Raw genomic sequence first — 23,462 nt, forward strand, 5'->3', positions numbered from 1 at the left:
ATCTGCTTTTACAAACTATATTTACTTTTTTTAATTAAATTTAACGACTATTTACTTATTAACTTAACCGTATCTCTAGCAATCATAAGCTCTTCATTAGTTGGAATTTCATAAACTTTTACTTTTGAATCTTTAGTTGATATCTCTTGAATTTCACCTCTTATAGCATTTTTCTCATCATCAATATTAAATCCTAAGAATTCAAGGCCATTTAAACACTCTTTCCTAGTTAAAGATGAGTTTTCTCCTATACCAGCAGTAAATACTATAACATCTACTCCCCCCATAATTCCAGCATATGCTGCAATTTGAGCTCTAACTTTATAGTGGAATATATCTAGTGCAAGTTTTGCTCTTTCATTTCCTTTATTTGCTGCATCAATAACATCTCTAAAGTCTGAAGATACTCCCGAAATACCTAAAACTCCAGATTTTTTATTTAATAGTTCATCTATATCACTAATTTTATACCCATGTTGTTCTGAAAGGAAACTAATAACTGATGGATCTATACTTCCTGATCTAGTTCCCATCATTACTCCTGCTAAAGGTGTAAAGCCCATAGAAGTATCTATTGATTTTCCGCCCTTCACTGCTGCTAATGAACATCCATTACCTAAGTGACATGTAATAATCTTTAACTCCTTTATATCTCTTCCCATTGCATCTGCAACTTTTTGAGATACATATTTATGTGATGTACCATGGAAGCCATATTTTCTTATACCATACTTTTCATAAAGTTCATATGGAAGTGGACATATATAAGCTTCCTTTGGCATAGTTTGATGGAATGCTGTATCAAATACTGCTACCATTGGTGTATTTGGCATAAGCTCCATACAAGCTTCAATACCAATTATATTTGGTGGATTATGAAGTGGAGCAAGTGATATACAATCCCTAATTGAGTCTAACACAGTATCATCTATTATAACTGAATGAGAATACTTTTCTCCTCCATGAACTACTCTATGTCCAACAGCACGAATTTCATCCATTGATTGGATAACTCCATGTTCTTTATTAACTAAGGCTTCTAAAACTAATTTAATAGCAGCTTTATGATTTGGCATAGACTCTTTAATAATATATTTATCTTTTCCTTCAACTTTTTGAGTTAATATAGAGCCTTCAATACCTATTCTTTCTACTAACCCTTGTACTAATGAATTCTCCGTTTCCATATCAATTAATTGATACTTTAAAGATGAGCTTCCGCAATTAATTACTAAAGTCTTCATAATAATTCTCCTTCACATTCATTTGTTTCATTATTTATATAATACACTAAAAATCTATATATTCAAATTGATAGATTTTCCTATATTCTACAATAATCTTTAATAAAAGTAAAAAGGGCTATATATTCAGCCCCTTCCTCTATTTTCCTGAAATTTCTACGCTATTTAACTTAATAGCTAATGGTATTTTATAAGATCCTAAATTTTGAACTTCTTTAGATAATATAAAATCACTTTGAACATCCTTTATACTAGCAGATAATGATCCTCCAGTTAAAGGAATTAAATTATCCCCATCCTTTAATAAGGCAAGTCTAATTTCGCCAAAAAAATCTCCTGTTAAAGAATCCATCTGGAAATCTGAAAATTTAATAATATGAAGATCTCCATTACTTATCATATCATTAAATGAAGTATTTCCTCCTGATATTATTGCACCATCATATTCTCCAACTGGTTCTAAGTTTAAGTAATTCATAAATCTTGAAGATCCGTATATACTTTTTAATTCACATTTATCAATTAAAGTTCTATCTATTAATTTAACACCTTCATTACTAAATGGCACGCTAGATGTTAGCCTAATGTTTATTTTATCTCCCTTTATATCATTGCCTTGAACACTATTATTTATTTTAAAATTTGAGTATCCTTGATAAATCATTGAAGCCTCAGAATTTTCAAGATAATAACTTAATAGAGTTTTTACTTCTTCACCAGATAAAATTACATTATATGAGCCTGTTTTAGGTGGATTTAAACTTTTTTCCCTATAACCAGTATTTAAAATAGCTTCTTTAACTTTTAAAGCTAATTCATCTTCCTCTAAATCATTATAACTAAAGCTATTATATAACTCTACATCATCTTTATCTATCCATTGAGTTACATATTCTCCATGAGTGTTATATTTTACATATTCTATATCAGTTCCATTAGCTCCTAATATTTTCTTTCTCACCTTTTCAACAAAAATTTCTGCTGAATTAATAAATCCCTTATCTATATTATTATTTTTATAAAGTGCTTCTCTTAATTTATTAGCTGTTTCTTCTAAAGTATTTTTTGATATTTTGCTTTCAATTAAAATTTTCTCATCTTTTTTATTTCCTTTTGGTAAGTTATAATACCTGTTTTTCACTAAGGATGTTATATAATATCCTTCTACAATTGCTTTATCTATTTCATCTTTTGTCATTGAAGGATATATAGTTAATGTAGTATCACCTTTAAATTTTTCTCCATTTTCATTAAAATTATTAAATATTTTAACTGAATAATTTAATAGATGTTTTGATCTCTTCATATCCAATGAGTCTCTTATAAAGTAAAGTTCTAAATCTTCAAATTCAGTTTCTGAAATTATATATTCTTCTATATTATTTTTATTCAATAATTCTTTAATTAAATTTATCATATACTTCACCTCTATCCTAGTCTAGCCTTACATTTTATATAAGGACCACCAGCTGAAACTTTAACCCATTCTTTGTATCCTTTTCCACAGTATCCTGTACCACTAGTTCCAAACTCACTAGATATCATTGAAATAGATTTTAATAAATCGGGAACATAACCAGTAATTATTATAGGAGAAAATATATTTCCTGTTAATTTGCCATCTTTTATTTCTTTTCCTATATTTGCAATGCATTGTATTCCCCAATTTTTCGGATCTTCCATTCCACTTTCTGCAGAATCTATTAAAAATCCATACTTTACTGATTTTATCATTTCTTCTACATTACTATTACCATATTCAATATAAGTATTTGTCATCCTTGTATATGCTTTTCTATCAAAGCTTTGTCTTCTTCCATTACCAGTAGTTTTTTCATTTAATGCTAGAGCTGTTAAACTATCATTTATTCCAGTTTTTAATACACCATCTTTAATTATTATAGTATCACTAGCCATATTTCCTTCATCATCGAAGAAATAAGATCCAGTTTCTTCTATAGATGCAGCTCCATCATGCATAGTAACTATATCTGATGCAACATATTCTCCCATAAAATCTTTAGACTTTGCTCTATCTTTTAAAAACATATCCATTTCTACACCATGTCCAAAAGCTTCGTGTACTATTAATCCTGTTATATCCGGAGTACATATAACATCATATTCTCCTGGAACTATCTTTTTTGCACTTAGTAGCTTCACTGTTTCATCAACAAGTTCATTAGCAGCACCATTCATTTCATTTAGTAATTCTCCACCCTTAGCTCCTGAAAAAATTCGTGTTCCAATTTTATTTCCATTTTCATCAGCAGCTATACAAAGACACATTCCATTTCCCCACATTAAACTTTGTTCTAAGTCCTTCTTAGAAGATAAAAATATCTTGTTGACGTTCATATATTCATAAAACACTCTAAAATCTACTACATTTTCACTTAAGGATAATCCTTCATCCTTTATTTTTGATAGTGACTCTAATATATTTTTATCACCAATATCTTTAGGGTGAAGTTTTATCTCTGTTCCCTTAGAAAATTTTACTTCATCTTCATCTATAACATTATAAATATTTATATTGTCATTAAGAGAATTCTTTGAATTCTTTTTTATTTCTTCGATTATGCTATTAAAATTTTCTTTATTAATATAATTAAAAGCATACTCTGAATAATTTACACCATTATAAACTTTTACTACAAACCCTCTTTCTATAAATGCCCCATCATTTATACTTACTGTATTTTTAGATACAATAAACTTTTTGCCAAAAGAATCTGTTGCTAAAATTGATACATATTTAAACTCTTTTAGTAATTCTTCTAAAAGTTCGTTTAAAATAGGTTTTATTTCTTTCAAATATTTACTTATTTCTAATTTCATATAATAGCCTCCTTTTTATTAAGTTTATCATTAATAAATATTACCGTCCATATTCTGGAATAGAAATATTAGTATTAAACATAAATTAAATAAGTATATTTTGTTTTAAACTACAATTCTTATATAACTTATATATTAATTAGAGGATTTATAAATTATTAAAAGAAGTAAGTAATATATAACTTAATATGGGAGGCCTATAAATGTTCAAAAATTATATATTTGATTTGTATGGAACTTTAGTTGATATAAATACAAATGAAGATTCAATGCTACTCTGGGAAAAGTTATCTTTATTTTATTCATATAATGGGGCAAATTATTCTAGTAATGAACTAAAAGATACATACTTCCAATTAGTAAATACTAAATTAGAGCTAAATACTAATACACATTATCCTGATTTTAATATAGAAGAAATATTTAAAGAATTATTTAATAAAAAGTGTGTTTTTCCAAGTGACGATATTATTAAAGATACAGCACAAATATTTAGAGTATTATCAGTAAATAAATTATCTCTTTATAATGGTGTTATTGAATTATTAGAATCACTAAAATCTAAAGATAAAAATATATATCTACTATCTAATGCTCAAAGGGTTTTTACTCTTTACGAAATGAAATTATTAGGTATTGATAACTATTTTGATGAAATATTATTTTCTTCAGATTTTTGTGTATGTAAACCTGATAAGCTTTTTTATAATTCATTAATAGAAAAATATAATTTAAATCCAATTGAAAGTATAATGATTGGAAATGATTATATTTGTGATATACAAGGCGCAAAAGAAATAAATTTAAATACCTTATATATTCATTCTAATTTATCTCCTAATTTAGTTAGTGATATTGATAGTAACTATTCAATATTAGATGGAGATTTCAATAAAGTTAAATCATTAATATTAAAATAAAAAAGAAAACTTATAAAGTTTGTTAATACTTTATAAGTTTTCTTTTTTGTAAGTAATTATATTAATATATTAGGTAACCTATTTTTTAATTCCTCTAATTCTGAATTATTTCTTTCTGCATAATCTTCCAATTGATTGTTATCTATTTTATAAACATCAAAATATTTAGCTTCACCATTTGCAAAATATAATCCACAAACTGATGATGGAGGATCCATCATATTACTTTCCGTAACTTTTACTCCAGTTGATTCTTCTCCATTTAAAAGCTTAAATATTTTTCTTATTTCTTTTTGATCCTTTATTGATGGATAACCTACGGCTGGTCTTATTCCCCTATACTTCCCAGAAAGTAACTCATCATAATTTAAATTCTCATTGCTTGAATATCCCCAATAGCTCTTTCTAACATCTAAATGCAATTTTTCTGCAAAAGCTTCTGCTAGCCTATCACATATAAAGCTTAAAAGCATAGAATTATATTCATCTCCATTTTTTCTTAAGTTCTTAGAATACTCTCTAGCCTCAGTTCCACTTGTAACTAAAAATGCACCAATATAATCATCAATTTCTAATCCCTCAGGAGCTATATAGTCGCTTAAAGAAAGATTTATATTATTTTTACTTTTCTTTTGTTGTCTAAACATATTAAAAGTTTCTATTATATTATTATCTTTATCAAAAATCTTTATATCATCTTCAGCAGAACTTGCTTTAAATAACCCAAATACTCCTTTGAGTTTCACTATTTTGCTATTTTCTAAATCATCCAATAATTTATTTGCATCATAATATATTTTGTTGGCTTCTTCACCATAATTATTATCTTCTAGAATTTGTGGAAATTTCATTTTCATTCCCCAAGCTGTAAAAAAGAAACTCCAATCTATAAAAGGCCTCAAATCTTTTATAGTATAATCATAAATTTCTTTCACCCCTAAAAAATTAGGTTTCTTAATGAGAGTATTTTTCCAATCTATTTTGAGTTTATTTTTTCTTGCTTCTTCTAATGAAATAAATTCAAATTTTACCTTTTCATAATTTTCTCTTTGTAACCTATAATCTTCTTTAGTTTTCTTTATAAATTTATCTTTTTCTTTTGATACTAATGTCTTACAAATTTCAACAGTTTTAGATGCATCATATCCATATATTACTGGTCCACTATAATTAGGATCTATTTTTAACGCTGTATGAACTTTAGAAGTAGTTGCACCTCCAATTATAAGTGGAATATTTAGGTTTCTTTTTTCCATTTCCTTTGCAACTGTTATCATTTCACTTAAAGATGGAGTTATCAATCCACTTAACCCAATTATATCAACATCTTCCTTAATTGCTTTATCTATTATTTCTTCATATGGAACCATTACCCCTAAATCTATAACGTCAAAGTTATTACAAGATAAAACAACGCCAACTATATTCTTTCCTATATCATGGACATCACCTTTTACAGTAGCTATTAATATCTTTCCATCTCTAGTAAACTCACCATCTTTTTCACTATTTATATATGGCGTTAAGTATGAAACTCCCTTTTTCATAACTCGTGCTGATTTTACTACTTGAGGCAAAAACATTTTTCCATCTCCAAAAAGTTCACCTACTTTTTTCATTCCATCCATTAAAGGGCCTTCTATTATATCTAAAGTCCTATCATATAAATTTAATGATTCTTTTAAATCTTCTTCTATATAATTAGTAATTCCTTTGACTATAGAGTATTCTAGTTTTTCTTTGCAAGTTAAGTTTCTCCAGTCCTCTTTACTTTCACCGCCTTCTTTTAAATCATTTTTATATAAAGTAGCAGCTTCTAAAAGTTTTTCACTTGCATCTTCAGAACTATTTAAAATAACATCTTCAACTAATTTAAGTAAATCTTTAGGAATATCGTCATATATCTGAATCATACTTGGATTCACAATCCCCATATCCATACCATTTTTTATAGCATGATATAAAAAAACTGAATGCATAGCTTCTCTTATTTTGTTATTACCTCTAAATGAAAATGATAAATTGCTAACGCCACCTGATACTTTGACATATGGGAGATTTTCTTTTATCCATTTTGTAGCATTTATAAAATCTAAAGCATAATTATTATGTTCTTCAATTCCTGTTGCTATTGCTAAAATATTTGGATCGAATATTATATCCTCTGGTGGAAATTTAACTTTATTCACTAAAAGGTCATAAGCTCTTTTACATATACTTATCTTTTTTTCATAATTATCTGCTTGGCCTTTTTCATCAAAAGCCATAACTACTACTGCTGCACCAAAATCTTTAATAATCTTTGCTTTCTTTAAAAAATCTTCTTCCCCATTTTTTAAAGAAATAGAATTCACTATATGTTTTCCTTGAATTACTTTAAGGCCTTTTTCTATAACTTCCCATCTTGACGAATCAATCATTATAGGTTTAGCTGAAATATCAGGTTCTGAAGCTAGGAGTTTTAAAAAATACTCCATTTCTTTTTCACTATCTAAAAGTCCATCATCAAAATTTACATCTATTATTTGAGCACCATTTTCAACTTGTTCTTTAGCAATAGCAAGAGCTTCTTCATATTTTTTTTCCTTTATAAGCCTTGCAAACTTTAAAGATCCTGAAACATTTGTTCTTTCTCCAATATTAATAAAATTACTTTCTTTATTCACCTTGTTTATTTCTAATCCACTATATACACTTTCTATTTCAATTCCTTTTACAATTCTTGGTTTATAGTTTTTAGCTATATTTGCAATTGCTTTTATATGTTCATAAGTAGTTCCACAGCATCCACCTACTATATTGAGATATCCTTCTTTTAGCATTTCTTCAATACACTTTGATGTTATTTCAGGTGACTCATCATAAAATCCTAATTCATTAGGCAACCCTGCATTTGGATAAACTGATATAAATAACTCCTGAGTTTCTGCTAATTCTTTTATAAAAGGATTTAAATCTCTCGCTCCAAAAGAGCAGTTTAGTCCTATTGAAATGATATTTTCATTTTTCATAGAAGCAGCAAAAGCAGAAAGATTTTGTCCAGATAAAATTCTTCCTGATTTATCTGATATTGTTCCAGATATCATTATAGGGAGAATTTTATTTTTCAATCTAAAAACATCATTTGCAGCCATAATAGCAGCTCTTGCATTTAAGGAATCAAAAATTGTTTCTATTAAAACTAAATCAATCCCCCCATCAATTAAAGCACCTATTTGTTCTACATATGCATCTTTTAACTGGTCAAAAGATATATTTCTATATCCTGGGTCTTCAACATTTGGAGATAATGATGCCATTCTATTGGTTGGACCTATAGATCCTGCTACATATCTTTTTTTACCATCCTTTTTAGAAAAATCATCACAAGCCGTTTTAGCTAGCTTTGCACTTTTATAATTTAAATCATAAACTAAATTTTCAAGTCCAAAATCACTTTGTGATATTCTATTTGAATTTAATGTATTAGTTTCTATTATATCTGCACCTACACTTAAAAATCCTCGATGTATTTCATCAATTACTTCTGGCTTTGTTATACTCAATAAATCATTATTTCCCTTTTGATCTATAGGAAATTCTTTTAATAAATCTCCTCTATAATCAGCTTCTTTTAACATAAATGATTGAATATTAGTTCCCATTGCCCCATCTATCACTAAAATTCTTTTTTCTAAGTCTTTTACTATTTCAAAATCTCTTTTCATTATACAGCCCCCTTTAATAACTCTTAATATTATCTACAACCAATATCAATATATAAAAAATAAAAAATCCCTTCTAAAATAAGAAAGGATCATATACAAACTCTATTACTCTTATTTTTCAGAAAAACCTGTAGGATTTAGCACCACACTTGAAAGCAGGTTGCCGGGTTTCAAAGGGCCAGTCCCTCCACCACTCTTAATAAGATATTATTTTTATATAATTATATAATCTTTATTATTTATTGTAAATATAATTCAATAAATAATTGCATTTAAGTATAAATTTTATATAAATTCAAATAAAACTTACCATTTAATTAAACTGCAAATTATCAATAAATTTATAAAGATAACATTTTAGAAATTTATATGCCTTAAAAGAGTTTTTATTTAAATCTTAAATCCTATTATATAAATATATTATCTATTCATATATTGTTAGTATTAATTTTTTATATTATTAATTCAACTATATATTAAGAGAATAATATTTTAATTCATAACAAAAAATAAGATAAAACTTTTATTTAAGGAGAAAAAATATGGGCAAAAACTTACAACGTGAAGAAATCGAAAAAATTTATGGTAAAATAAGTCCATTTGAATTTAAAAATAGGTTAATAGAGCTGGCTAATGGTGAAAAAGAAAAAACAGCTCGTATTCTTTTAGATGCTGGTAGAGGAAATCCAAATTGGACAGCATCTACTCCTAGAGAGGCTTTTTTTACATTTGGTCTTTTTGCTGTTGATGAAACTAAGAAAGATATTAATAATGGCGATTTAGCTGGAATGCCTAAAAAAAATGGTATTTACAATAGATTTATAAAATTTATAAATAAAAATAATACTTTACCAGGGGTAGAATTACTTAGAAAAATAATTGAATATGGAATAAAAGAAAAAAACTTTAATGCTGATGATTACTTATATGAACTAGCAGATGCAATTATCGGAGATAATTATCCTGTGCCAGATAGAATGCTATTTCATATTGAAGAAATAGTTCATGATTATTTAGTGCAAGAAATGTGTTACAATAAACCTCCAAGTGGTAAATTTGATATTTTTGCGGTAGAAGGAGCTACTGCAGCAATGTGTTATATATTTGATACTTTAGGATCAAATATGCTTCTTAACCCTAAAGATAAAATAGCAATAATGGTACCAATTTTTACTCCTTATCTAGAAATACCTGTTTTACCTAGATATGATTTAGAAATAGTTCCTATAAAAGCTACTGAAACAACAAATGATGGTACACATACTTGGCAATATCCATTGCATGAGCTAGAAAAACTTAAAGATAATTCTATAAAAGCGTTATTTATAGTAAATCCTAGTAATCCCCCCTCTGTTTCATTAAGTAATGAATGTAGAAAAAGCCTTGTTTCTATTATAAAGGAATATAATAAAGATATAATGATAATTTCTGATGATGTTTATGGTACATTTGTTCCAGAATATAGATCATTAATGGCTGATTTGCCCTATAACACTATAGGAGTTTATTCTTTTTCTAAATATTTCGGAGTTACAGGATGGAGATTAGGAACTATAGCTATTCATGAAAAAAACATATATAATAAACTTCTCAAAGAACTATCAGACGATAAAAAGAAGATTTTAAGCAGAAGATATGGTGATATGAAACTAGACCCAGAAACTATACCATTTATAGATAGGATAGTTGCAGATAGCAGACAGGTTGCCCTAAATCATACAGCTGGGCTTTCTACACCTCAACAAGTGCAAATGGCATTTTTTTGTTCATTTGCATTGTTAGATGATCAAAACATATATAAGAAACAAACTATAGAAATATGTCATAGACGTAAAAAATTACTATTTGATAGTCTTGGTTTAAGCTTAAGAAAAAATATATATGATGCAGCTTATTACACGGAATTTGACTTATTAGAATGGGCAAATTTCAATTATGGTTCAAAGTTTTCAAATTATCTTGAGAGCAATTATAAACCAGTTGAGGTATTATATAGATTAGCTGAAGAATCATCCATTGTATTATTAAGTGGATCTGGCTTTCAAGGTCCAGAATGGTCAATAAGAATTTCTTTAGCAAATTTAAAAGATGAAGATTATACTACTATAGGAAAAACCCTCCATGGAATTCTTGATGAATTCGTAAGTAGGTGGAAAGAAAATAGTAATTAAAAAGTAGTAATAGAAATAAAGCTAGACTTGAATAAGCCTAGCTTTTATCTCTATTTAGAAGTGGATTTATAATGTTAAAAGATAATAAATTGTAGTACTACTATATAATATAGTAGTACTACAAAACTAAAATAAATATAACTAGAAGATATTGTTAAAACAACAATTATTATTAAATTTTTTATTACATTTCTTTGCAACTACTGTATTTGATCCTAGATATTTACATCCCTTATAAATAGTTTGAGATGAAAAATGAAGAATATTACAATCACATAAATGATCTTTTATATAATTACAGTCATTTATAAAAAAGTGATTATATCTAGTGAAATATCTATTAAAGAAATTTTTATTATTAATAATAAAATTTTTACCATTTATATTACAATGCTGATTACATTTTTTTACTTGTCCTGGTATCTGAATTACTTTGTTTAGATTTTTAGATTGAAGTTTTCCTGAGCATTGCATAGGGTGATGCATTTTTTGTACTGTTTGCATTTCTTGAGTTACTTCGTAATTTTGAATTCCTTGAAAAGGTTGCATCTCTTGTGATTTCATTAATTCTTGATTATATTGATTATTTTGACCGCCTTGAAACATATCTATATTTCTTTTATTATTTAGTTTCTTTTGATATTCATTTTTTAAATCAAGATTCTTATTAGGTAATCCTTCTTCTAGATTTACTATATATTCTTTATTATCATATTTTTCATAACCATTGTATGAACATTTTTCATTATTCATACTCATTTCTTTAAAATAATCTTCATAATTATAATTTGAATTATTATAGTTCATTTTAGTCCCCACTTTCTAAATATCTTTTGTTTATTTAATTATAGTATATATTATTCTTTCTATTTATATTGTTTCTTTGTTTTTTGATTTACTTTCATTTTTTATTTTAACTTATCATCATTTACGAGTATATTATTTAAGATATTTTCTAATAATATTATTAGAAAATAAAAATAGAGCATATAAGAATACTTAAATTCTGATATGCTTCTTATACTATCTATTAAACTTTTTATAAAAATCACCTTGAGTATTTAAATAAGCCTCTATTTGAGTGAATGGTATTTTAAAAGTAATAAATCCAGCAGAATAAGGTCCTATTTTATATGGGGGATAATAAATATATAAATTATCTTTACCTATATAAAAGTCTTGATTATCTGATATTCCTTTAAATGAACCTGGAAAAACATACTTATAACTAACATCATTTTCTATAAATTCCCTTATTATACTATTTAAAATAGGTTTCCAGTTTGTATCACTTTTAAATAAATCTTTTAGATTATAAAATTTTCCTGTTACTAAATCAATAGCGCAGGTTTTTCTTATCGGTGTTCCATTAACTGATCCTAGTAAATAATAGTATCCTAATAGATCTATTATTAATGAATTGTCTTTGTAAAACAATATTTGAAAATTCCCGTAATAATTATATGATAAAACCTGATCATTTATAATATTAGGCTCCTTACCAATCACTTCTTCTTTTGCTGGCATAAAAAATGACATTTGTCTTAATTTTGAATTAACTTCTTTTTCTATATTTTCGTCATGTATTCCTTTCACTTGTGGAATATATATGAGATAATTAATATTAGGTTTATACTTATCAATTATAAGTAAATATCTTTGATCTAAACGAATTTCCTTATTAGGTTCATAAATAAATTTATTATCTTTATCTAAATAATAAGAAGAATAATCTATATTAGCATGGATAATCCCACCTTTAACTCTAAGTTGACCACTTCCTTCAACTACAGGTAGATTTTGCACTATTTTCCCATACCTATCTAAAAAAAATGTTTTTTTACCATCAGAACCATATGCTAATCCATTAATGTATCTACCGACCTCGAAATAAATAAATTTTGTTAAAAGAGTTCCTTTTGAATCTCCTATAGCATAAATACTTCTTGGAAATATTCTATTATCTCCTATTGGTAATCCTAAAGCAATCTTGCCTTCACCTAAATGTATTATATCACTATATATATCACCATAAATTTGCTTTCCTAATTTGTCGATGACTCCATGTGTACAGCTTATATTGTTGTTACTTCTACTGACTACAGCTACTCCTTCATTAAATTCTTTGGCATCACAATAAATTGGACTAATAACTATTTTTCCATCTCTATTTATATATCCATATGGGCCCCCTAATAAAATTGAAAATACCATTAAGTCTTCTCCATATGATCCAACATATTCAAAATTATAAGTATTGCTAATATTACCTTGTTTATCTATTAACGCAAATTCTCTATCTTTTATCTTTATCAATCCAAACCCGTCATTAAAGTCATTGGCATGCATATATTTAACTTCAGTAATTTCTTTTGCATCTAAATCAATATATCCATATTTAGAGCTTTTTCCATTCATTTTCATTATAACTGCATATCCATTATTGTAGTTTCCTATATAATCGTAAATTGCATCACTTAATTTATTTCCTTTTTCATCTAAAACTCCCATCTTAGATTTTTCAGTATAAATTGCCCGTCCTTCTTTATAGTTATTTATATTATTTAATTCAGGATTAACATTATAATTTCCCTTAATATCAATTATTCCAAACTTATCATTTTCTTTTATTATTGCTAATCCAAATTCATTAAATTCATATGCTCTTGTGAACTTAAATGGAATTATTACTTTACCTTCTTTATTTATATATCCATATCTATCTCCATCTACAGTATTTTTAAGTGCAGGAAATAAATCAAACTCTCTTTTTTTATTATTTTTCTTTTTGCTTTGTTTATTATTTTTCCCTCTATTCATATAACCCCTCAAAAATCCAATTGATAATATATTATATTTATGTATTCTATATACGACACACCATTATGTTCATTTTAAATAAATAATTTAAAATTTATTAACTTATTGTTTTTATATAACATATATAATTACTGCATATATACTACACTTGATAATTACTTTCAATTGGAGAGCTTATGCTGTCTTTAAAAGTCTATTTGGATCAACCATCTTATATAACAAAACTTTATAAATCAAAAATCTTGCTAGAAAAATAACTCTATTAATTAGTAATTTTCCACAAACCAACATAAAATATATAAAAATACTATTTTTTTAACTGGATTGCTTCTATTAACTTTTCTAATTAATATAGTAACCTCTTCTATGACTTAGAAATAATAATTTAATAAAGTTTAAATATAGTTAAAGCAATAATTTTTGCAAAATATACTACTGCTCCTATATCAAAAAAATGCAAGTAGGAGGAAAATATTCATCTTTATTTTCCTCCTACTTGCTGAGCAATAAAAATCCCATCTGTTTTTAATATTCGTTTTACCTCACTAACACAATATGATTCATGTCTATTTATAACTATATCAAAAGTGTTATCCTCAAAGGGGTAGTTCATTATCCTCTAAAACTTCTTTCACTGTAATTTCTAGTGGCTCTATATTTTTCTTACATAAATCTATATTAAGTCTCCATAATTCTGTTATTGTTGTATTTTTATAAGGATGTTTTAATGTTAATAAAAATTCTCCAACACCTGTACGCATATCTAACAAATTATATTCAGACTTTAAATAAACTTTTATTATTTTTTATAATCCTATGGTAACTTTTTATCTTTCCACCTACCATTAAATAAGAAAAATCCCACCCTTTAAAAACCTTTAACTCTTCTACTTTACATTCATATTTTAATTGATTATAATTCATAACTAACCTCTTTTCATATCTTTAAATTTTATATGAAAATCGATGCAGTTAACTGATGGTAAATTATAATTTCTTAATACAGTCTACTATAAGTTTATCATAACTACATCGAGTAGTTACTTCGAACTATTACTATATTTGAAACCTCCTACTTTATTAATTTTTCTATTGAAATGTCTTTAGGCTCAAACTTAAATTTTCCAATTTCTATATTAGGTTTTGTCTTTCCATGAAAATCACTTCCACAAGTTATTATTATGTTATTTTTTAAAGCCTTAGTATAAAAATAATTAATTTGCTCTTTTGTATGATAACTACTAAAAACCTCTATACCATCTATTCCTTCTTTTATTAATTCATCTATTATATCTAAATTTTCTCTCAAATTATTACCTGGATGTGCAATTACAGCTTGACCACCATGTTTATGGATTAATTTAATTGCTTCTTTTAAACTTATAAACTTTATTGGTACATAAGCTGGCTTTCCTTGCGCAAAATAATCCCAATAAAAATTCACATATGGCATGTCACTTCTACTTCCACCCTCTAAATACGGCTTTAATATAGCAGAATTTATATTCTCATTATCTTCTAAAAGTATTTCAGCTATTAACTCCCCTGTAACAACTCCATTTGATGATCTTTCAAGAACATCATCTTCACATATATTTAAACCTGTGTATTCCTTGATTAATCTTATCTTTTCTTTTGAAGCATTTTTTTCTTGAATTAAAATATCTTCCTCAATTTTATAAAAATCATTTTCTTTATAATCTATATTGTATCCAAGTAAATGTAAGTTTATATCATTGAATGTACAATCTATTTCTATTCCTGGTATTACCGTTATATCTTTATACTTACTATATTTTAAAGCTCTTTCAACTGCTTTTACTGAATTATGATCGCTTATAGAAATTATTTTAACATTATTTTTAATTGCTCTATCAATAATCTCTTCTGGTGTATATTCTCCATCATCACTGAAACATGAATGCATATGCAAATCTATCTTACTCATATCCGTCTCCCCGTCACTAATTATTAATTTAAAATCATTTTATTTATATTATACAATGATTTCATAATAATTACTTTTCAAATATAGATAATTTTTATAACAAATTATCTAAAATCTGTTATACATTGAAATTATTAATTTCTCTCTATAGAAATTTTATCAATATAGAGTTTATATGCTTTTCAAAATCAATAGATGTAAACTTTTAATCTTTGTCCTTATGATTTATTCTACCAAATAAAGTATTTCCTTTTTTCATAAATCTTCTCCTAAAACTTTATTATTCTTCTATTTTGTAACTAGTAATTCCTATAAAATCCCTCCCCTTTGGTCCAATTGTCCCATCTACATCAATGTCCATTGGAATTACTTTTCTTGATCCATCATTATATTTTACTAAAGCAAAACATACTATTGGTAATGTAAAATTACCATTTTCCTCACTACTATATTCGGAGTAAATTTCTTTTGTATTCGGTATTATTTGAATTATTTCATAATCTTCCATTTTTCTAGTCTCCTTCTACTTATTTAATATGCTAATATTCATAATCTTTTACTAATACAGTAACTTATCATTATGCTGATCTCATAAAATCTACATTATAGACAATCCATTTTTTATTTTCATATTATTATATAAACTAAGATACTCAGCTCTTCTATTTATAGATTCTTCAGTTCTTAAATTAAGCTTTACATCACTTAATATCTACTCCTCACTGTTTCCTCTAAGCAAATATGTTATATTATCTATTACCATTCTTTTATTCTCTTCATCAACAACAAAAGGATTAATCATCCAACACTATTCTCCATAAATCCTTACAGATTTCTAAAGCTTTATTTTTAATTCCTTATAAGTTATAGTTTTACTTACTCCCATAGGGCCATTAACTATAATTAATTTTTTCTTCATTTAAATACTCCTTTTCACTAAAAGTATTGAATCTCACCAATAATATAATTCACTTTTCTTAATTATCTAAATTTCTTCTATAAAAAATAAACTCACAACTTCCAATAAGTGTAAATAAATTATATCATAAATATTTTTCATAGTATATTTCTCTTTAAAACTATATATTATTTTTGATTATTTTATAAATTTAAAATTATACAAAATGATAGAGTTTATTATATTTTAATAAACTAAATAACACTTATATTATATTTCTTTTAATTTCTATCTAAATATTATTTACATAATTTAGTATTTTTGTAGATTAATAAAGATTTTATTATTTTTTTATGATAAAATATTATACGTATGTTTTATGCATATTTTTTTGTAAGAATATTATAAATTAACGATATTATATTATTATATTTTTTAATTAATACTAAAATGAGGTGTAAATGTGATAAATGACTTGTTTATAAATTTATTATTACTTGTATCTTTTACTTTTATTGCTGGTAGCATTTTAAGAGATATCCCTAATAATATTATTAATAGCGTATTGGGAAAAATAGTTCTGGGAATAAGTGGTGGACTTATGGGAACTTTATTGATGATTTATACAATTGAAATTGAAGGAACCACTACATTATTAGATTTAAGAAATTTTGCGATTATGATGACTTCATACATTGGAGGATTTATTCCTACCATAGTTTCAGGACTTATCATAGGTATATATAGAACTTTACATTTTGGATTAAGTATATCTTCTATTACTGCTTCATTTCAAATACTACTATACATAATATGTTTTCATATAATTGATAAAAAAATTAAACTTAATTGGATGAAATGGCTTAGTAAAACTTTAATTTCATTAGTTATAATACTATTATCCATTTCTTATCTTTTGAGAAATATAGAAAACTTTCAAATAATACTACTTCAATTTTCTTTAGTAATATTATTAGCAAGTATAGTTGAGTATTCATTACTTGACTACATTAAAAACTCAAATGAATTATATAGGGCATATAAAAAAGATTCAACAAAAGATTTTCTTACTGGTCTTTATAATACACGATACTTCGATAAAATGCTTAATTCAGCTTTTGAACGAGTATTGAAAAATAATGAAAATTTATCCTGTCTCATGATTGATATTGATTATTTTAAAAAAATTAATGATACATATGGTCATGCAATTGGTGATTTAGTTTTAAAAGAATTAGCAGCTATATTAAAAGATTCATGTAATGCATCTAATATACTAGGTCGAATCGGTGGAGAAGAATTTTGTGTAATTATATTTAACACTTCAAAGAATGAAACATTTAAGATAGCATCAAGAATTAATAACAAAGTTCAAAACCATAATTTCTATATAAGTGAAAATAAATTTATAAATATTACTGTATCTATTGGTATTGCAGTTTATCCTGAAACAACTACTAACCTTGAAGATATAAAGAAAAAAGCTGACATGTCTCTTTATCATGCAAAACATAGTGGCCGTAACAAGGTTTGCGATAGTGAGATGTGTATTATTACTTAATAGTTTACTAAACATGATGGAGGTCCCCTTATTCAAATGACCTCCATTTTTCCCTCTAATAATTTTCATCCCCCATATAACGTCTTTTTTTAGCAGAAATTATTAACATCATTGGCCTACGGAGTTCATCTTGCATCTCAATATTGTCTACTAACATAGTTTCTTCTGGCATTGGTTCTATAAGATTCGTTATTTCAAATCCATTTATAATCAATCCATTTATATATGTTGTTAATGTTTTATGATATTTCATAACATCTTTCCCTAAAAAACTGCTTTTACGAATCCCTTCCATAAAATAATTATCTATAGGCCAATGTAACTTGCTTCCCTCTTCATCATAATACCAATCTTGATTCCCGCAAGCTGTAAATACTGGATGCTCAACCGAAAAGACAAAATTTCCACCATTAGATAAGCATCTATTTACCTTTTTACAAATATCCTCAAAAGATTTTATATAATGAAACGCTAACGAACTAATTACAACATCAAAACTATTTTTTTCGTAATCTATATCTTCTATAGACATTTTAATATATTCAATTAATGAAGATTTTTATCTATTTCTAAATATTTTTTGTAGTTAACTTAATTTTTAATAAGTCTTTAGAAATTTTTTTTAGTTAATCCTAAGTCTTGCTTAAAAATCTTATATCTTCATAATCACCAACTTACTTTACTATAATTTCAAATTGAAATATTAATGTATACCTAGTAACACTTATGTGACTCTTAGAATATATTAAATTATAGATTATAGAGAGGTGAATAGTATGCCATTCTGGGGATTTAATAGATGCTGCTGCAGATGCTGTAGATGTTGTAGATGTTGTAGATTCAATAGATGTTGTGGATTTAACAACTTCTGTGGAGGCTTTTGGTTTTAAGAATATTATGAATTAATTTCTTATAATTTTTAAATAATAAACTAATATTAAATGGTGGATTTTATAGTCCACCTCTCTATAATATCTGCTATAAACTATTTCTATTCGCTCATATAATCATCTTTAGCTTATCAAATATTAATATAGATTGTATATCTTACTTAATTTCTTATTTTTTAACTTTATCTAAACACTATATTCAATATTTATTTTATATTTGATTAAAATAAATATACAGTCCAAAAAATATTAGAAACTAACAGTGTTTAATTACAGGTGTTTGAAGAAAATCATAGAACTAGTACACTTATTTTTGTTATTAAATTTAGTTTAATCTAATATTGAAAATGCACAAAAAATAAAGTTAAAACTATAATAATAGTAGAGTCTATTATTATGCTATCATCATTAAATTTCAATAAAGCAAATAGTATTCTACAACCAAAAACTATACAAAATTTTGTGTGCATTTCTATAAACTTTTCATTTTATATAATCCCCAATTAAATTTTATAACGAATCATTTATTTCTTTTTCAAATACTAAATCAAATCTCTTGATTTCACACTTGTACATACTTTCTCCTCCAATTAAGCTTAAATAATAATATTTAATATATAAATTGTACAATATTTTACACTAAATGTAATTATTATACATATTCTTAATTATATTTTAAATTATGTAACTAAATGAATTTAGCTCTTTATCCACATCAATAAAACACTTTAAAATATAACTTTATTATTTTTATTCTAATAAAATAATAAAAAGCCCAACACAGATCTAAGTTCTATGTTAGGCTAAAACACTTTTATTAAATATCTAGAATCTGTCGAAATAGATATATTTATAATAATATTTCTTTAAATTTATTTTTCTTTTTATAAGTATAAATTTATAAATTAGTTACCTTTTATATTAAAATCCTTATAATTTAACCTCTAGTCATATACTTTTGAAATAGTTTATCTGCCAATTCAGAATTAGATTTTTTTAAGTCATTTAAATATACAAGAGCACTTCCCTTATATTCTTTTTCTTCTCCAAATAAAATAACTTCATAGCAGCTTCTTAAAATATTTACAACACAATTCTCAAAATGATTTTCTTTACAACTTTTGCAAGTTCTTAGAATATCTGCAACTCCATCCATTATATACTCTTTATCATATATTCTTGTATCCATAATGGGAATATTTTTACATCCATCTATTACATATGTAACTTTATTAATCATACAATTTTTAATACATTCTGTTCCATATCCAACTAAACAGGTTTCTCTTTCACATCCTCCACACACATTCTCAGAAAGGCAACAGGGACTAAGCTTGTCTACCAATCTACTAAAATTTACATCTTTAAATGCAACGCCCATCTTTTCATCCTCCATTTAAAACACATTATAAGAATATCTTATCTATTATTTTTACATAATTAATATATTTTATATAAACATTAATATATATACTCAGAAGTATTATTTTTCAAATTATGATAATAATAAATCTTCTACTATATTATACCATTTTTATTTTTTTTAACCAATATGAAAAAATATAATATTATTTTAATCTAACTAATCCTCCGTTCCCCCACTACTATTTTTAATTTTTTCTTGCTGGATTACTTCTAAGCGTTGTTCTTATGGCACAATTGTTAATATTAAACAGCTAATTCCAACAACAAAATCTCCAAGAACATTTATTTAATCTGCTTTTATTTTCTATTATGATTATTTAACATAAATTTATAAAAAAACTCAACATAAAAGAATGATGTTGAGTTTCTTCATTATATTTTTTATATACTAAAATATTCTTTTTATTAACATTTTAAATTCTTTTAATAATTTATTTTTTTCATTTTTAGATGATTTATATACTTCACTTCTAATTTCCATTGAACTTAATCTTTCATCTTTGCAATATCTTTCAAAATCTATATCACTTTTTTCATTGTTAACCATAGTTGGATTAATAAATTCTCCGATAATAAACATATAAAATTCCTCCATTTCTATTTTTGTCACCTATTTTCATTGGGTTTTCTTTAACTTTTTTTAACTTCATCATTTAATAGCATCCTCCTTTAAATTATTTTTATATAAAAATGACCCTAGTTTACCCAGAGTCATTAAATATCACTTTATTTAGTAATTAAGTGCATAAAAAAACCATGAGCATAATAACTCATGGTGGCACAATTAACAAATTAATATTCCGCAAAAATTACAGATTATCTCCACTGGTAGAGCTACTAATAAAATATAGATTATATTCAGTTTTATTTTTATTAGATTTTAAGTTTATAAACATAACCCTACCTCCTTAATTTTATTTGAAAAAATATCACTTTACTATTATATATCTTTTCCAATTTTTTGTAAATAGATAAATGTAAAAAATTATTATTATAGTAGTTTTTACTTCAACTTCATTTATATTATATATAAAAATTTATTTATAAAAAATATTATAAATGATAGAAGATCATATCTTTAAGTTAAATAATATGATCTTCAGTCATTTTATATAAATAAGCATGTTAACTTTTTAATAATATTTATCTTATTAATTGTATCTAATTTATATTATCATATATAAATTGCAAATACATTAAATTAAGGTTAAATGATTTTAAACTTAGTTAAATTAAATTAACGAAGATATCATCCTTCCATGTAATTTATTTGTATCGATACATTTGCGTAATATTAATTTTAGTATTATTATCTATTTAATGTAATTACAGGTATTAAGTGTTTAAAGGAGATTGTTATGAGTAAATATGAATTAAATAAAAATCTTGCACAAATGTTAAAGGGTGGAGTGATTATGGATGTTACTACGCCTGAAGAAGCAATTATAGCTGAAAAGGCTGGAGCTTGTGCTGTAATGGCACTTGAAAGAGTACCTTCCGATATAAGAAAAGAAGGTGGAGTTGCTAGAATGTCTGATCCTAAAATGATTAAGGAAATTCAAGCTTCTGTATCTATTCCCGTTATGGCAAAGGTTAGAATCGGTCACTTTGTTGAAGCACAAATTCTTGAAAGCCTAGCTATTGATTATATTGATGAAAGTGAAGTATTAACTCATGCTGATGATTTATATCATATAAATAAGCATGAATTCAATGTACCTTTTGTTTGTGGTGCTAGAAATTTAGGAGAAGCTCTAAGAAGAATTGGTGAAGGTGCTTCAATGATTAGGACTAAAGGTGAAGCTGGAACTGGTAATGTTGTTGAGGCAGTTAGACATCAAAGAACTATGATTTCAGATATAAAGAAAGTTCAATCGGCTTCTAAAGAAGAGCTTATGACTATAGCAAAAGAACTTAATGCTCCTTACGACTTAATTTTATATGTTCATGAAAATGGTAAACTACCTGTTGTTAACTTTGCTGCTGGTGGAATTGCAACACCTGCTGATGCTGCTCTTATGATGCAATTAGGTAGCGATGGTGTATTCGTTGGTTCTGGTATTTTTAAATCTGAAAATCCTGAAGTAAGAGCAAAAGCTATAGTGCAAGCTGTTACCTATTATAATGACGCAAAAATTTTATCAGATGTATCTTCTGGTCTTGGAGAAGCTATGAAGGGATTAACAATTGAAAGTCTTGAGGATAGATATGCAAAAAGAGGTTGGTAGTTTAATAATTGGAGTTTTAGCACTTCAAGGAGGTGTCAGTGAACATATTAATCATATTGAATCCATTGGTTGTAAAGCTATTTTAGTTAAAAACGCATTAGATTTATCATTAATTGATGGTCTTATTCTACCAGGAGGAGAAAGCACAACAATCTCAAAGCTACTTAAATTAACAAATTTAGACTCAGAAATTATACAAAAAGCTAAACAAGGATTACCAATATGGGGAACATGCGCTGGCATGATATTATTATCCAAAGAAATAGAAAATAATGAAATTGGACAACTTTCTCTAATTAATATAAGAGTAAAAAGAAATGCTTATGGAAGGCAAATTGATAGTTTTGTAGCAAAAGATATTATAAATTCAATAGATTCATCTGAAGAATTTCCTATGGTATTTATAAGAGCACCTTATATATCCAAAATACTATCTCCTAAGGTTGAAATTTTAGCATCCATTGATAATAATATTGTTGCAGTTCGTGAAGAAAATATATTAGCTACTTCATTTCATCCAGAGCTTACTTCTGATTTAAGATTTCATAAATACTTTATAGATATTTGCATTAAAAATAAATTTAATTAAAAAGGCTCAGTCTCAGAAATCTATTTAATATAAAATTTATTCAATTTTAAGTAATGTTTATTGCCTTAATAAGGATAATCTGTTATTTTTATTAAGGGGCTCGCGTTTTGGTCTTACCCCCATTATGTAGACAGTCAATAAAAGGTCGTGTACAATCTACATAATGGGGTGATTTTTTATGTCAATAAAGCACAAAGCTTATAGTGCAGAATTTAAAATA

19 protein-coding genes and 1 riboswitch are annotated in these 23,462 nt (G+C 25.8%); of the genes, 5 read left to right on the forward strand and 14 right to left on the reverse strand.

Features of this window, described 5'->3' with window-relative positions; all coding sequences use genetic code 11:
• Positions 1-47: 47 nt before the first annotated feature.
• From J7M87_RS15755 to J7M87_RS15765, 3 genes are all read right to left on the reverse strand, one after another.
• On the reverse strand, positions 48-1,244 hold the full coding sequence (locus J7M87_RS15755; RefSeq protein WP_291652399.1) for an acetate kinase: 1,197 nt from the start codon (positions 1,242-1,244) through the stop codon (positions 48-50).
• A 139-nt stretch (positions 1,245-1,383) separates the two neighbouring features.
• Positions 1,384-2,661, reverse strand: a complete 1,278-nt coding sequence (locus J7M87_RS15760; protein ID WP_291652401.1) for a metallopeptidase TldD-related protein — start codon at positions 2,659-2,661, stop codon at positions 1,384-1,386.
• Positions 2,662-2,672: 11 nt separating this feature from the next.
• The gene (locus tag J7M87_RS15765) at positions 2,673-4,085 is read right to left on the reverse strand and encodes a TldD/PmbA family protein (RefSeq protein WP_291652403.1); all 1,413 of its coding nucleotides are present in this window, start codon (positions 4,083-4,085) and stop codon (positions 2,673-2,675) included.
• A 203-nt stretch (positions 4,086-4,288) separates the two neighbouring features.
• Here J7M87_RS15765 and J7M87_RS15770 point away from each other — a divergent pair, with 203 nt between their 5' ends.
• Positions 4,289-5,005, forward strand: coding sequence for an HAD family hydrolase (locus tag J7M87_RS15770; RefSeq protein WP_291652405.1), 717 nt, complete (start codon positions 4,289-4,291; stop codon positions 5,003-5,005).
• Between the two features lie 56 nt (positions 5,006-5,061).
• Here J7M87_RS15770 and metH read toward each other — a convergent pair whose 3' ends face one another.
• A complete protein-coding gene (metH, locus tag J7M87_RS15775; RefSeq protein ID WP_291652408.1) occupies positions 5,062-8,712 on the reverse strand; it encodes a methionine synthase in 3,651 nt (1,216 codons plus the stop codon).
• 108 nt (positions 8,713-8,820) lie between these two features.
• Positions 8,821-8,918, reverse strand: a riboswitch (SAM riboswitch).
• Positions 8,919-9,254: 336 nt separating this feature from the next.
• Here metH and aspD point away from each other — a divergent pair.
• Positions 9,255-10,883 carry an aspartate 4-decarboxylase gene (aspD, locus tag J7M87_RS15780; protein WP_291652410.1) on the forward strand — a complete coding sequence of 543 codons (1,629 nt, stop codon included), beginning with the start codon at positions 9,255-9,257 and terminating at the stop codon, positions 10,881-10,883.
• Positions 10,884-11,024: 141 nt separating this feature from the next.
• Here aspD and J7M87_RS15785 read toward each other — a convergent pair whose 3' ends face one another.
• The 7 genes from J7M87_RS15785 to J7M87_RS15810 form a co-directional block, all read right to left on the reverse strand.
• Positions 11,025-11,690 carry a hypothetical protein gene (locus J7M87_RS15785; protein WP_291652412.1) on the reverse strand — a complete coding sequence of 222 codons (666 nt, stop codon included), beginning with the start codon at positions 11,688-11,690 and terminating at the stop codon, positions 11,025-11,027.
• Positions 11,691-11,906: 216 nt separating this feature from the next.
• On the reverse strand, positions 11,907-13,703 hold the full coding sequence (locus J7M87_RS15790) for a WG repeat-containing protein (RefSeq protein ID WP_291652414.1): 1,797 nt from the start codon (positions 13,701-13,703) through the stop codon (positions 11,907-11,909).
• A gap of 481 nt (positions 13,704-14,184) precedes the next feature.
• Positions 14,185-14,316 carry a hypothetical protein gene (locus J7M87_RS20460; RefSeq protein ID WP_365845908.1) on the reverse strand — a complete coding sequence of 44 codons (132 nt, stop codon included), beginning with the start codon at positions 14,314-14,316 and terminating at the stop codon, positions 14,185-14,187.
• Entirely contained in the window at positions 14,300-14,473 is a 174-nt protein-coding gene (locus J7M87_RS15795; protein WP_291652416.1) for a hypothetical protein, read from the reverse strand. Before J7M87_RS15795 ends, J7M87_RS20460 begins: the two co-directional genes overlap by 17 nt.
• A gap of 7 nt (positions 14,474-14,480) precedes the next feature.
• Positions 14,481-14,627: a hypothetical protein gene (locus tag J7M87_RS15800; protein ID WP_291652418.1), complete on the reverse strand. Its 147-nt coding sequence runs from the start codon at positions 14,625-14,627 to the stop codon at positions 14,481-14,483.
• Between the two features lie 148 nt (positions 14,628-14,775).
• Positions 14,776-15,651, reverse strand: coding sequence for a PHP domain-containing protein (locus J7M87_RS15805; protein ID WP_291652420.1), 876 nt, complete (start codon positions 15,649-15,651; stop codon positions 14,776-14,778).
• 280 nt (positions 15,652-15,931) lie between these two features.
• On the reverse strand, positions 15,932-16,159 hold the full coding sequence (locus J7M87_RS15810) for a hypothetical protein (RefSeq protein WP_291652423.1): 228 nt from the start codon (positions 16,157-16,159) through the stop codon (positions 15,932-15,934).
• An 853-nt stretch (positions 16,160-17,012) separates the two neighbouring features.
• On the opposite strand from J7M87_RS15810, the gene J7M87_RS15815 reads away from it, so the two are divergent.
• Complete coding sequence (locus J7M87_RS15815) at positions 17,013-18,110, forward strand: diguanylate cyclase (protein WP_291652425.1); 1,098 nt, start codon at positions 17,013-17,015, stop codon at positions 18,108-18,110.
• Positions 18,111-18,165: 55 nt separating this feature from the next.
• Here J7M87_RS15815 and J7M87_RS15820 read toward each other — a convergent pair whose 3' ends face one another.
• The 3 genes from J7M87_RS15820 to J7M87_RS15830 all read right to left on the reverse strand — a co-directional run bounded on the left by J7M87_RS15820 (position 18,166) and on the right by J7M87_RS15830 (position 21,005).
• Positions 18,166-18,657, reverse strand: a complete 492-nt coding sequence (locus J7M87_RS15820; protein WP_365845918.1) for a class I SAM-dependent methyltransferase — start codon at positions 18,655-18,657, stop codon at positions 18,166-18,168.
• Positions 18,658-19,937: 1,280 nt separating this feature from the next.
• A complete protein-coding gene (locus tag J7M87_RS15825; RefSeq protein WP_291652428.1) occupies positions 19,938-20,381 on the reverse strand; it encodes a hypothetical protein in 444 nt (147 codons plus the stop codon).
• A 432-nt stretch (positions 20,382-20,813) separates the two neighbouring features.
• Complete coding sequence (locus tag J7M87_RS15830) at positions 20,814-21,005, reverse strand: hypothetical protein (protein WP_291652429.1); 192 nt, start codon at positions 21,003-21,005, stop codon at positions 20,814-20,816.
• Between the two features lie 772 nt (positions 21,006-21,777).
• Here J7M87_RS15830 and pdxS point away from each other — a divergent pair.
• Both pdxS and pdxT read left to right on the forward strand, forming a co-directional pair.
• A complete protein-coding gene (gene pdxS / locus J7M87_RS15835; RefSeq protein WP_365845921.1) occupies positions 21,778-22,653 on the forward strand; it encodes a pyridoxal 5'-phosphate synthase lyase subunit PdxS in 876 nt (291 codons plus the stop codon).
• Positions 22,634-23,242, forward strand: coding sequence for a pyridoxal 5'-phosphate synthase glutaminase subunit PdxT (gene pdxT, locus J7M87_RS15840; RefSeq protein WP_291652431.1), 609 nt, complete (start codon positions 22,634-22,636; stop codon positions 23,240-23,242). The genes pdxS and pdxT overlap by 20 nt, the downstream gene beginning before the upstream one ends.
• Positions 23,243-23,462: the final 220 nt, after the last annotated feature.

It is taken from the genome of Clostridium sp., from assembly GCF_017888565.1.
Classification (GTDB): Bacteria; Bacillota; Clostridia; order Clostridiales; family Clostridiaceae; genus Clostridium.

What these genes read in the sequence shown, in the direction of transcription:
- J7M87_RS15790 (WP_291652414.1), bottom strand. Translation starts at nt 13,703, where the DNA reads ATGAATAGAGGGAAAAATAATAAACAAAGCAAAAAGAAAAATAATAAA.
- J7M87_RS15770 (WP_291652405.1), top strand. Translation starts at nt 4,289, where the DNA reads ATGTTCAAAAATTATATATTTGATTTGTATGGAACTTTAGTTGATATA.
- J7M87_RS20460 (WP_365845908.1), bottom strand. Translation starts at nt 14,316, where the DNA reads ATGAACTACCCCTTTGAGGATAACACTTTTGATATAGTTATAAATAGA.
- J7M87_RS15830 (WP_291652429.1), bottom strand. Translation starts at nt 21,005, where the DNA reads ATGTTTATTATCGGAGAATTTATTAATCCAACTATGGTTAACAATGAA.
- J7M87_RS15825 (WP_291652428.1), bottom strand. Translation starts at nt 20,381, where the DNA reads ATGGGCGTTGCATTTAAAGATGTAAATTTTAGTAGATTGGTAGACAAG.
- metH (WP_291652408.1), bottom strand. Translation starts at nt 8,712, where the DNA reads ATGAAAAGAGATTTTGAAATAGTAAAAGACTTAGAAAAAAGAATTTTA.
- J7M87_RS15760 (WP_291652401.1), bottom strand. Translation starts at nt 2,661, where the DNA reads ATGATAAATTTAATTAAAGAATTATTGAATAAAAATAATATAGAAGAA.
- pdxT (WP_291652431.1), top strand. Translation starts at nt 22,634, where the DNA reads ATGCAAAAAGAGGTTGGTAGTTTAATAATTGGAGTTTTAGCACTTCAA.
- J7M87_RS15810 (WP_291652423.1), bottom strand. Translation starts at nt 16,159, where the DNA reads ATGGAAGATTATGAAATAATTCAAATAATACCGAATACAAAAGAAATT.
- J7M87_RS15785 (WP_291652412.1), bottom strand. Translation starts at nt 11,690, where the DNA reads ATGAACTATAATAATTCAAATTATAATTATGAAGATTATTTTAAAGAA.
- J7M87_RS15755 (WP_291652399.1), bottom strand. Translation starts at nt 1,244, where the DNA reads ATGAAGACTTTAGTAATTAATTGCGGAAGCTCATCTTTAAAGTATCAA.
- J7M87_RS15800 (WP_291652418.1), bottom strand. Translation starts at nt 14,627, where the DNA reads ATGAATTATAATCAATTAAAATATGAATGTAAAGTAGAAGAGTTAAAG.
- aspD (WP_291652410.1), top strand. Translation starts at nt 9,255, where the DNA reads ATGGGCAAAAACTTACAACGTGAAGAAATCGAAAAAATTTATGGTAAA.
- J7M87_RS15805 (WP_291652420.1), bottom strand. Translation starts at nt 15,651, where the DNA reads ATGAGTAAGATAGATTTGCATATGCATTCATGTTTCAGTGATGATGGA.
- J7M87_RS15765 (WP_291652403.1), bottom strand. Translation starts at nt 4,085, where the DNA reads ATGAAATTAGAAATAAGTAAATATTTGAAAGAAATAAAACCTATTTTA.